This is a genomic window from Pseudomonadota bacterium (assembly GCA_018817425.1).
Lineage (GTDB): Bacteria > Desulfobacterota > Desulfobacteria > Desulfobacterales > RPRI01 > RPRI01.
In genome coordinates this window covers 42,926-55,409 of sequence record JAHITX010000034.1, presented here as the reverse complement: position 1 = coordinate 55,409, position 12,484 = coordinate 42,926, and the positions used below count along the sequence as shown (strand labels likewise).

Annotated in this window: 9 protein-coding genes; all 9 read right to left on the bottom strand. The window is 38.5% G+C overall.

Annotation, left to right across the window (positions count from 1 at the left end; translation table 11 throughout):
* Positions 1–60: 60 nt before the first annotated feature.
* Positions 61–2,502 carry a multicopper oxidase domain-containing protein gene (locus KKC46_07160; protein ID MBU1053592.1) on the bottom strand — a complete coding sequence of 814 codons (2,442 nt, stop codon included), beginning with the start codon at positions 2,500–2,502 and terminating at the stop codon, positions 61–63.
* Between the two features lie 23 nt (positions 2,503–2,525).
* Positions 2,526–3,416, bottom strand: a complete 891-nt coding sequence (locus tag KKC46_07155) for an aldo/keto reductase (protein ID MBU1053591.1) — start codon at positions 3,414–3,416, stop codon at positions 2,526–2,528.
* A 98-nt stretch (positions 3,417–3,514) separates the two neighbouring features.
* Positions 3,515–4,315, bottom strand: a complete 801-nt coding sequence (locus KKC46_07150) for a hypothetical protein (protein ID MBU1053590.1) — start codon at positions 4,313–4,315, stop codon at positions 3,515–3,517.
* Positions 4,316–4,422: 107 nt separating this feature from the next.
* On the bottom strand, positions 4,423–5,520 hold the full coding sequence (locus tag KKC46_07145) for a hypothetical protein (GenBank protein ID MBU1053589.1): 1,098 nt from the start codon (positions 5,518–5,520) through the stop codon (positions 4,423–4,425).
* Positions 5,521–5,572: 52 nt separating this feature from the next.
* Positions 5,573–6,328: an NYN domain-containing protein gene (locus KKC46_07140; protein MBU1053588.1), complete on the bottom strand. Its 756-nt coding sequence runs from the start codon at positions 6,326–6,328 to the stop codon at positions 5,573–5,575.
* Between the two features lie 115 nt (positions 6,329–6,443).
* Positions 6,444–7,115 carry a CsgG/HfaB family protein gene (locus tag KKC46_07135; GenBank protein ID MBU1053587.1) on the bottom strand — a complete coding sequence of 224 codons (672 nt, stop codon included), beginning with the start codon at positions 7,113–7,115 and terminating at the stop codon, positions 6,444–6,446.
* A 232-nt stretch (positions 7,116–7,347) separates the two neighbouring features.
* A complete protein-coding gene (gene ccsB, locus KKC46_07130; GenBank protein ID MBU1053586.1) occupies positions 7,348–8,184 on the bottom strand; it encodes a c-type cytochrome biogenesis protein CcsB in 837 nt (278 codons plus the stop codon).
* A gap of 10 nt (positions 8,185–8,194) precedes the next feature.
* Entirely contained in the window at positions 8,195–9,562 is a 1,368-nt protein-coding gene (locus KKC46_07125) for a cytochrome c biogenesis protein ResB (GenBank protein MBU1053585.1), read from the bottom strand.
* Entirely contained in the window at positions 9,549–12,431 is a 2,883-nt protein-coding gene (locus KKC46_07120) for an insulinase family protein (protein ID MBU1053584.1), read from the bottom strand. Before KKC46_07120 ends, KKC46_07125 begins: the two co-directional genes overlap by 14 nt.
* Positions 12,432–12,484: the final 53 nt, after the last annotated feature.

Genomic DNA, 12,484 nt, shown 5'->3' with positions numbered 1-12,484 from the left:
AAGGGCCTCCAGCACTTATTGCTAAAATTGCCACTGATAAATACCCTGTGAGAAAAGGGGTCAGAATCGTATCACAAGTCCTGCGCCGATACCAAACTCGGTATGATAACTGGCCATTATCGAGAAACGCTTATCGATTAGGAAAATTGCGCCTGCTTGACATTCCCATTTGGTTGCAGTGTCATATTCGATCTCGCCAAAGGCGCTCAAACGCGATGTTAACGGCAACTCCTTTGATAGTGATAAACGTAATTCACCCTCTGTGTCAACCCATCCGGTTGTTTGAATGAGAAGAGGCAGCAAGTAACGGCCACCAAAAATTCCCCGGTCGCCAAGTTCCTCGTTTGTGATCTCTGCTCCTGCAAAAACGCTGGCATACCGGTTGAACGAATAATCCCATGTTAGATCAATTTCGTAATCAGTATCTTCGACGTCCTGCCACCCTGCCTGCCAGTCAGCGGTAAGAATATTGCGGGTGTTCGACAGGACGAGTGACCCTTCGGTCATATGGCTCATGGCAGTAGCTTCGCCCCAGAAATATATGGGATCTTCAAGAAGCTTATGCCGAATAGATGATACCTCTGCATCGGGTTTAAAACTTTCGTAGTGGAGAATGCGCGCCATTCCGCTGTGCATGTGATAGAGCAGGTGACAGTGAAAAAACCAGTCGCCCGCATCATTGGCATCGAATTCGATAACGCTGGTAGACATAGGCGCAACGTTGACCGTATGTTTTAATGGGGAGTAATCACCCTGGCCGTTGATAACGCGAAAAAAATGGCCGTGGAGATGTATAGGGTGATGCATCATTGTACGGTTAATCATAACAAAGCGCGCCACTTGGCCCTTTCGGATGGTAACCTTGTCCTGTTCATGCAGGGCCTTGTTATTGAAGTACCAGACATATCGGTCCATGTCTCCATCAAGTGTGAGGCGAATAACTTGACGCGACTGTTCAGGAGGAAACACCGTCGGCTCAAGAGCCCTAAGCTTTTCATAAATAGGCCATGGACGGCGCGGGTCCTTACCATCCACTACGGTTTCCACAGCGCCCATTTGGTGGCCATCGTGCATATTCTCAGGAGATTTCCGCCCTGTGCCTTCATCCTGATCCTTGGTCCCATGATCTGTCGATTGGTGAGCCATTGGCATCGGCATAAGATCAGGGTCGTGGGCCATCTCGTCTACCGGCATACTTATGTTGTGCCCGGTTTGGTTTTTGTGTGACATCGGCATGCCCATTGGCATCTTGCCATGATTCATAGCGACACCGCTATGCCCCTGCATGTTCATTCCCGGCCGGTCAAACTTCCCGGCTTCCACATCGCCTGTTGTCATTCCCATGCTACCCTCAGGTGTGAGTGCGAACAGACTCCTTAATGTAACTTCACCCATTGCAGCGTAAAGATCCGGCTTTGGGATGTCAGGCGCGGCATTCGGCTCACCCTCTCCAATCCAAACCGAGGCATGCCCCGATCCGTCGTGTGCCGTAGCGCGCAGTTCATAACTACCGTTTTGTGGAACGCGAATGAGAACATCGTATGTTTCAGCAACACCGATAAGAAATCTTTGCTCTTCAAATGGTCTAACATCAATCCCGTCAGCTGCGATAATCTTCATTGGACCACCGGCGAACTCTAAAAGAAAATACGTCGTTGCAGAACCGTTAATAATTCTTAATCGAAGAGTCTCGCCAGGACTTGCGTGTATTTTATATGACGACTTTCCGTTTGCAAGGAATCTGTCATAGGCCACGTCGGATATATCCATTGCCGGCATTCGACTTAACTCGCGTTGAAAAAATGAACCAACTTTGCCAGCTCTGTATGCGCCCAGCACGCTCTGTGCACTGTTCTTCTTTACCGCATACCATTCACTGCCACGCTTGAGTTTGCGCATTATCTCATGCGGGTTCTCATCACTCCAGTCAGAGAGAAGAACTACCTCATCGCGGACTTCTTCATAGATCCTATTTTCAGTCTCGATTGCAATTGATCCATAAATTCCCTGCTGTTCCTGTAATCCACTGTGCGAATGATACCAATACGTCCCTGCATGTCTGATCATAAAACGATATGTAAACGTTGATCCCGGAGCAATGGGTGGATAGGTCAAATACGGAACACCGTCCTGGCCATTCGGCAAAAGAATTCCGTGCCAATGAATCGAGGTGTTGACATTCATAGCGTTGTGGACATGAATGACGGCTGAATCTCCTACATGGAATCGTAGCGTCGGCCCTGGGATGTTACCGTTAATAGTCATCGCAGGACGTTCTTTTCCTGTAAAACTGACCGTCTCTTGAGCAATTGTGAGTTTATATTCCACTGTATCGGCACGCAGAGTATTCTCACCCAAGATAAAGAGAGAAAGCAGGAATATTAATGTGGCTAAAATTTTTGGACTGCGCGAACGATTTAAGATAGCTGTGAATAGCAACGACAATACGCCGGCTGTTGCAGCTACAACAAAAAACATCCACTTTTTATCTACCGTATCCATACTTTCATTTTTTTACCTTAAAATTATAAAATAATACCAGCTTGAGGTGTAATTATATCTTTTACACTAAGCAAGGAACTCACATTCTTTAAATCACCAGGAGAAAGCTTAAAATCAAAAACATTAAGATCTTCTGCCATGTGTTGATCGGAAGTTGTGCCGGTAAGAGGAACAATGCCGGATTGATTGAGATATCTAAAGAAAATTTGTGCATCGGTTTTATTATGCTTTCTGGCAAGGGTCTGAACAATATTATCGAATAAAATATAACGGTTTGCGGTTAGAGTCCAGAAACTCTGGTAAATAACTCCATTATCGGAACACCAGGAACGCAATTCAGGATCATATCCAGTATCTTTATAAAAACGATTTTGCAGTACTGCAGGTTTTATGTTGGCATCTGCATAAAGTTTTTTCACCATATATATATAATAAAAATTGCTGATTCCGATCTGACGCGCTCTACCGGATTGTTGAATTGACTCCATTGCTTCCCATACTTTCATTAAGAGCGGATATGGTTCTATCATTGTATGAAGCAGTAAAGTATCAACATATTCAGTTTGCAGTTTTTTCATTGATGTTTCAAAAGACTGTAAAACCTGCACTTCCACAGTAGCGTTCTTATCATATGGCACTTGTTCCGGATCATGGCCCGGAAGCGGAGTAAACTTGGTTTGTAAATACAATTCTTCACGCTCGATACCATAATCTTTTTTCAGTCTTAAAAGTGCTGCACCTATGCCGGCTTCATCATAATGTTTAGGCTGGCCAGCAGTGTCAATTCCTCTGAATCCAGCCTGAACAGCTTTTACAACAAGATCTGCCGTGCGCTCCTTTTTCCAGGCAGTTCCATAAATAATCCACGGCATTTTCACGCCTGCAGAAGTTGTTAACCATTTTTGATCTTTCATTGTTCATATTTCCTTTTATTAATCACTTACCATTAAAAAACTACATATGCAGAAGACATTATTCACTATTCATAAGTCATGCCAGCCTATCCATGAGCTTAGGAACCTAATTTACCATATCTTTGCCTATCCGTAAAATACAGTACAATAATACGGTTATCATTTTTAACAGGAAAGTAAAGCTCATATGTCCCATCGGATGCGCTGAAACTATATGACAATACATTACCTTCAAAGACTTTCTTTAAATATTCTCTCTCATCTTTAGAACAGGGGAAGATATAATCGGCTTTTACGGGCTCTTCCGTTTTAGGATAATAATAACTTCCAAAAAGCAGGAAAACTTTTTTCTGATCAATTTGGTCCTGGATTATCATGGATACTGAAGGAAAACTTTCATCTTCCTTGGATAATATTTTTAATGAGCTGCTTGTCTTTTTGATATATTCCGGGTCAAATTTATACTGCCCAAACTGATCAATAATGTTTTTGTTGTTATTTAGCATATATTTTGCCGAATCAACCAGAAAGTTCTCTTTTCTTTCTGATGTTTTAATATCACCGTAATACAGCAATGCAAATATTATGGGAAATGATAAAAGAAAAGATAATAGAATAACGGACTTTTTCTTTTTTATAATTCTTGATGAAAGCTCGGGTTTGTTTCCAATAGAATCGGATATCTTGGTTAGATTAAACATGATATTTACAACAACTGAGCCTACCAACAAGGCAAGTATTCCGATAACACTTAAATAAAAAGATTCCGTGATATTTGCTTTGAATACTTTAAAACCAAAAACCGTGTTAGCACAAAAAATAAAAACCCAATATATCAACAAAATAATTGAAAGCAGTGAAATACGGTTTGTAAGCTTTATGATATTATCCGTATTCATTACATCCCCTTTCCGTTAATCACACGACTATTCACGATAAATACTTTAGCTGTTAATTTGAAAGTATTGCGACACTGATTGCAACCAATACAGTTTATAAGAGGTTATTATTTATAAATTTCTATTGTATTAAGTACTTCGCCAGGAATTGGATTTTGAATTTTCTTCCCATACCATTTCTGGTTTATAAGAAATTCATGAATTCTTTCATTGTTTGTTTTTTCCCCATTATATTCGATAAAAATATCACGCAAATCCTCATAGTCTTCTTTCGTGAAGCTATCATAAGAAAGTCTGGATATAAGTCGTTCTAAATCATCCTTTGTTTTTGGGAAGAAAAGTATATAATATGAAAAAATTAAATCCTTTTCAGGTTTATAATTATTGAATAACAATGTAATATATCCTTTATCATCTTTCTCCCATACGTCTGGTTCAGTATCTCGGAACACTAAAGGTTCCCAAACAGAATATCTTTTTAAGATCTTTTCTTTATTTTTACTACTTATCCCCTCCGCAAAAGGGCGATTGAAGATATATTTTTCAAAGCCCTTTAGATAAACACGAAAAGAAGCTTTCTCAATAGGACCATACCAACTTTTGCCTGTTTCAGTAACATAACCAAACCATTCCAAAGCGCAGTATTCAAGTTTATTATACCATTTTTTGCTATACTTTGATTCTTTACGGTTGTTTGCTGTAGTAGCTAATGTAAATGATATCGGCATCGAATATGACACCAACAACTCTTTTTCCTCATTTGGGAGAAATTCCATATCCCAGAGAAATATTTTATTCAACTTTTTCTCTTTATCAAATGGTGAGTAACTAACATTATATATTTTACCTTCTTCTTGAGCAATGAATTGATATTCTGATAAAAGTATACTTGTTTTATTGTTCTCTCCATAGAACTGTGTGCTGAGTGGAAATCCAGCCTTGATGCTTACATTTTTATTATTACGGTTTTTTAATATAAATTTACATTTATATTCAACTCTATCCATTCCGGCAATGCCGCCATCAAATAAAAATTTTCCCCTTCCCGGTATAATTGTAATATCTTCACTCACCATTTGAATATCATTAGACTCAATCAGCTCTATTGTTTGACCATAGCCAGTGAATACTCCTACATTTGCGTAAGCAAGATTGAAAATAAACATATTAAAAAACACAATTATAAATAATGGTAATCTTTTCATGGATTTACACCTTTAGAGTCAAGTGTCCGTTCTTAAAAAAACCCCCCGAGCTTCAATTATCTGAAGATTCGATCTGTCTATTTCGCTTATCACGAACATAAATGACCTTTGAGGCAGTGCTACCTATTTGCCTTTCATCCATATCAAAAAGCTTAGTTGCGGAAACCAGCTCACCAAGCTTTCCATATCCGTAATTACGCGGGTCAAATTCAGGTGATTGTTTTGCAATATTACTACCAACATGTGCAAGATGAGCCCATCCGCTTTCATCAGAGGATGCTTCTACTGCATTACGTAACAAGCTTACCAGTTTTGTATCTTTTCTTAAATCATTGCTGGATTTTTTGGCAATCGCTTCACTTTCACCGGTCTTTGCACGAAGTACTTCTGTGTAAATGAATTTGTCACAGGCTGAAACAAAAGCGGAAGGTGTTTTTTGCTCTCCAAAACCATATACTATTAATCCCGCTTCTCTTATTCTTGATGCCAGCTTGGTAAAATCACTATCACTCGATACTATACAAAATCCGTTAAAGTTTCCGGTGTATAATAAGTCCATTGCATCAATAATCATTGCGCTGTCAGTTGCGTTTTTTCCTTTTGTGTACGCGAATTGCTGCATTGGTTGTATCGAATATTGCAACAGAACCTCTTTCCAACCTTTTAAGCCGGGCCCTGTCCAATCACCATAGATTCTCTTGACACTGGCTACGCCGTAATTCGCTATTTCTGCCAGTAAACCATCCACAATGCTTGGTTGAGCATTTTCCGCATCTATTAAAACTGCTAACTTGTCTGTTTTTTCCATAGCTTTATATTTCCAACTACTTTCAAAAGTTTTACTGTTTAGATAATCTCAACATTAAAGCAAATATGCTTAAGCTTCGCTGTATCAAGAAAATAAGTATGATTTCATAGTTTCGCTATAGGTCAGGCTTAGGCGATATCTGGCTTGATAAATCATTCACCAATATTCTTATCGCAGTTTCTGCGGCTTTGTTAATTAAGGTTTCTTCGGCTGCAATAACTCCTGTTTTGGCACCCAAAGCCATTTTTTCTTGCTGTCCTTCCATACCGGTTGCTTTTGCTGAGGCCATGATTTCGCCGGTTTCTACATTAATGATACGTCCCTGCAAGCTAATCTCAAATCCACGGGTTTCTTGCCACATAATACCCATGCTGTCGCGTGACATGGTCGGCTTAATTGAAATCAAATTTCCCACCAAAATCATTTCGGCTCCCAGTTGCTTGCCGATCCGGTTTGCTGCTTTTTCATCTATGATACCCGTTTGGCTCAATTGTATTTCTTTTAGAACGGCATCAATGCGGCTACGTTCAATAGCCCGGAATCTTTTACTTTCAAGAAGCTCATCGAGGGTCAGGTCAACCAGTTTATTGCTCAGGTTTTTATACTGTTCCTGCTCAGCCTTGTATTTAAAAGGGATAACCGCGACTATATGTCTTTGCCCAAACTCAAATGAAGTCAAAGGCTTCAGGTCAACTTTCGTGCTCTGTGTAGAAGCACAGGCACACATGAATAAGGCCATTATCCCGACAATAATAAAACGGTACAAGATTGTTTTACAGATTTTCAAAGCGAACCTCCCTCTCATCCTGACAAATAGTTAAAGATTGACAATACTGATAGATTAACAGGAATTTCTACAGTTCCGATTTTCTCCTCATACAAAGGGATTTCCAAAAAGATTAAAGAATTATTACAATTCTTCCGAATAATCAGCAATCATCTAAAATAATTTGGAATATATATAACCTATTGACAAACTTTTTGCAAGAATAAGGTCTCCCATACAAGCCCATATAAAATTACTGCCCGTAGCTATGAAGTCCGGGAAGATAATTTACGCCGAAATATGTAAAAAGTACTGCCGTAAACCCTATTATTGAAAGATATGCCAGCCGTTTTCCGCGCCATCCCCTCATAAATCTTGCATGAAGAAGTGTAGCATAAATAAACCACGTAATAAGCGACCATGTTTCCTTTGGATCCCATCCCCAATATCTGCCCCATGCCGAATTAGCCCACACAGCACCGGTTATTATCCCTGTAGTAAGGAAGAGAAAACCAAACATTATCATCTGGTGCGAAAGCTCATCTATTAAATACAAGTCAGGAAAGAACTTTAATAAAGGGGCTCCATGGCTTGAGTCTTTTTGCTTAAGGAGAAACATAATACCAAGACCAAAGGCTATAGCAAAGGCTGCATAGCCTATAAAACAGGCAACAACATGCGCAATCAGCCAATTGCTTTTTAATGCAGGCAAAAGCGGTTGAATCCTCTCGCTTATATTTGGAGAAAGAGAAGCATAGGCCATGGCAAAAAAAGCAAGGGGAATCGTGAAAGCTCCAATCGAGCGGTTTTCATAAGTTTTTTCAACAACAAGATATATTACTGCAATAACAAAAGAAAAGAAAATTAAAGATTCATATAAATTTGAAAGAGGGGCATGGCCTATTCCAAACTGGTATGATTCAAGCCATCTCAATAATATTCCGCATACATTTCCTAAAATACCGGCAAGAGCAGTCCAGGTTCCCATTCTTCCCAAGAAAGGTTTTTTAAAAACTACAGAAGAAACATAAAAAAATGCTGCAAATCCATACACAAAGGTAGTTACTGACAACAATATTGAACTGTTCATTATATTCATCCTATACTTTTTTTGACAGCAGCTTTGCTATCTTTTTTGTACTGGCTTCCATTCCTATTATATTTTTATTTGAATTTCCGGCAATGATAACAATGCTTTTTCCATGCTTTTCAACAACCTCGACACAAAATCTGATATGAGACACAAAAAAAGTAATAAAGCATCCTATAATCATCAATATAAATCCGCTGTAAACAACCCGAACTCCGGGATCTCTTGTTACCTGAAGCCCTGTATAGTAACGCTTTTCGGTATTTTCCGCAGATATAACAATCTCACCACCTCGCATTTTGTCAAAACCGGGATAATTTATTGGAAGTATTATATCAGCAGGTTCTCCTTTTAATGGAGTCAATGTTCCCACAAAAGCTTCTCCAAGATTATGTCCTCTGAAATTATATGAGCGGAAATACTTATTCAAAACAAACTTAGCAGATATTCCCGGAAGATCGATTTCTTCTTCTACAGATATTTTTTTTCTATACACTGTTCCGGTTTTACGATCAGTAAAGCTAAGCGATATATCTTCAGGCGCCTGCATTCCGTAATTTGACTGAAAAACATTAATTCCTTTGTAGCGGAGAGGATCATTAACAATTATATCTTTTTTTAAAACAGGTTTGCCGTTTTCAAGAATAGTAAGTGCTGAACGATATTCTTTAGGCATGCCCGACTTATAAAAAGTTACATTAAAATCATCACACCTTATTTCAAAACCAAGGGGTTGCTTGTCACCCGTATTTCTCAATATTACATTTTTAACACTTTTTCCCTCAGGGATAGTAACGGAACCATCAAATCCAAAATAGGAACCAATTAATCCGCCAATAAGCAACAAAATAACGCTAAAATGAACCGCGTAAACTCCAAGCCGACTCCAGCGACCTTTTTCTGCATAAATAACAAATCCATTCTCTTTATCTTCTATTCTTGTGTATTTAAATAACCTCGATAATGCTGTTGTAAATTTAGCCTTAAGCTCTGCCGGAGTATGAGCAACATTAAATTCTTCCTTGTAAGAACTTTTTAATTTGGCAATATCAAAGGTAGGTGTTTTTTTAAAAATTACTTTCCATGTTGAAGAAAGGCGGTCAATTGAACATACAATAATATTTGCCGTCAGAATAAAGACTAATAGCTGAAACCACCACGAATGATACATATCAAAGATATCTAGAGCAGAAAATACTTTGCAAATAAATTCTCCGTACTTTAAAAAATATGCCGCGGAACTTTCATTTTGTGGTATCAGCGTTCCTATAATGCAGGTAATTGCAAGAATGATAAGTAAAGTTATGGTAAGTTTTATCGAAGCAAAATATTTCCACACCTTGTTTATTGGGTCATTGGAAGCTTTATTTTTTTTCATCAGAAAAAGATCCTTTGGCAGGTTTTGCAATAATTGAAGCAGCTCTGGAATTAACAAGATATTTTTTTGCAAGCATAGAAACTTCATCAGCAGTTATTTTTTCGTAATCTTTTTCTAAATTCCTGGCCCACTCTATTTGCTGCGGATATTTTTGAGACTCTGTTAATACTCTGAGCCAGTAACCATTATTTCTCAAAATATCCTTTATTCTGGTTAATATCGGATCAAGTGCCCTTTTCATATTTTCTTTGCTGACCCCGTTTTTTGCAATATCGGATGCTATTTTTTTAATTTTATTTTCCACAGCTACTGACTCTTGAGGATTCACATCTGCTCTTGATAATAAGATGCCATATCCGGGATATACCCTGCTTGGGTCATTATATACGAAATAAGAGTAAGATGCGCCCATATCCTCCCTGACCTCCTGGCGTATTTTTTCCGAAAAAACTTCCGCAAGAACATTTAAACGTCGTGTAGTATCAATATCCCATATGTCTTTAGTTGGATATGCTACATATACAGCACCTTTTTTAATTTCTGTTTCAACATCTATATTAATGGATTTATCTGAAGGAAAATTTATATTAACGGATCTTTTTTGCGCTAAGCCGGATGTTCTTTCAGGCATACTGCCAAAGTACAGGCAAGCAAGTTCTATAACCCGGTTCTCGTCAAAATCCCCCACTATTGAAATTTCTATAGGCTCATTTTTTAATTTTGGAACAATCCATGAAATAATATCATCCAGTGATATTATTTTAATTTTTTCAGGTACAGCAACACCAAAACGTGTATCGCCGCCTGCAAGAAAACGTTCGCCCAAAAGCGGCATTACACCATCTATTGAACCTGAAAGCTCCTTGTATTTCTGGTTTAATCTTTCCATTGACAGCAGGTATGATTCTTTCCTGAATCCCGGATCCATGAGCTTTGCATAAAAAAGCTGAAAAAGAAGTTCGATTTCATTTGATACCGTTTTCCCTCTTAAAAGAAAAGATCCATCCTTAACAGCAAATGAAATATTAGTGCTTTTCCCTGCAAGCGCTCTATCCAACTCATCCTTGTCCAGCTTACCAAGCCCACTCTCATTAACAACCTCTTGAGAAAAATGGGATATACCTTCCAAACCTTCAGGCTCTTGCGAACTTCCAAGTCCGAAAGAAATATTTGCCATAATTTCATTTGCTTCAAAATCGGTTTTTTTAAGATTAAGGCGCACTTTGTTTTCAAAATCTATTTGCACAATACCAAGATCAGGTATGTTTTTTCTTTGTTTAATATTACCCTTTGTTTTGGGCTGGGAAAGATAAGGAAAAAAAACCGGTTTGCTCTCAATATTTTTCGGTATCTCCACTAAAGTACTTTTTTCATATACTTTAGCTATCTGCGCTTTTGGATCAGTGTTACCGCCAATTTTAGTATTTCCGGTGACAATTACAAGTCTATGCTCCGGTTTCCATGTATTTTTAAACGAATCATACAAATCTTTTACAGAAATCGAATCCAAAACGCCGGCATAAAACTGCTCTTCCTGCAATGGAGATTGAAATACTCTATGATTGTTTGTATCCCTTATTATATCATTTGCAAGCATCCGGCTGTCCCGTGTAGAGGCCTGTTTAACAGCATTGGAAAACATCGCCATAAGATCTTTTTTTACCCTTTCAAACTCAGAATGTGTAAAACCGTTTTCAAGAGCGCCTCTTAATACCTGCTCAATAGCAGATAATGATTCTTCCCAGTTTTCAGGGCTGCACTCGGCTGAAATGCCGGCATATCGAATATGGTTAAGAAAAGTCCCGGAACTGATGGAAGCCGAAGTAAACGGGGCCTTGTTTTTTGTTACCATGGCATCAAGCCTGTTACGGACAATACGGTCTGCAACATTAGCTATAAATCGCTTTCTGCGAACTTTTGAAGTTTCCACCTCCTCTTCAACTTTGCTGACAATCTCAATACTTACCGTAGTATTACCCTCATCTTTTTCATAATGGTAAAAGGGTTTTATTCCTTTATGCTTAATATCCCCAAACAAAGGAGCGCTTTTTACCGGCGCCATTTCAGATAGCGTTGAAAATTTTTCTTTAATAAGTCCATCGGCTGTTTTGGGATCAAAATCTCCCACAATTATCAGAACAATATCTTCCGGTCTGTACCATGCCTGATAAAAATCTTTCAATTGTTTACCCGTAATATTTTCAATTGTTTCCTTCTCACCTATAGGTAACCTCTTTGAAATTAAGGCATCCGGAAATTTGAATTTCATGGTCGAAACAACAGTTCGGTATGATGAGGAATCTCTGGATCTTTTTTCTGCAAGTATAACCCGTCTTTCTCTATTTACTTCCGAATCAAGTATAAGAGCACCTTTAATAAAATCATCCGATATTAAAAGACCTTTATCAATACTCTCTTTTTTTCCGTCAGGCAGTAAAATTTCATAAACTGTTTCATTAAACCCCGTATGGGCATTAGCATCAGGACCGAAATCCATCCCCATGTCCTGAAAATATTTTATAAGTTCACCTGGCTTAAAATGCGTAGAACCACAAAAAAGTATGTGCTCAAGATAGTGTGCCAAACCTTCTTGCCCATCTTCTTCCTGCATAGACCCTGTCTGGACATTAATACATATATTCACTCTGTTCTTGGGCTCATGGTTCTGCATAAGCACATATCTGAATCCATTGGCAAGACGTCCGTAAATTGCAGCCGGATCAGGTTTAAGATCGCTTTGCTCATGCGGCCAAAGAGGGAGCAAATTACTGCTCTTGGCTAACACCGTATCAGCGCAAAATAAAAGTAAAAAACAGATAATAAGAGTCGATATTATAAAACGATGGTTTTTAATAAATAGTTTTATCATTATTTAATTCCAACTTTGGTATAGCTTTTTGTTAAAATAGGCGTTAACATCAT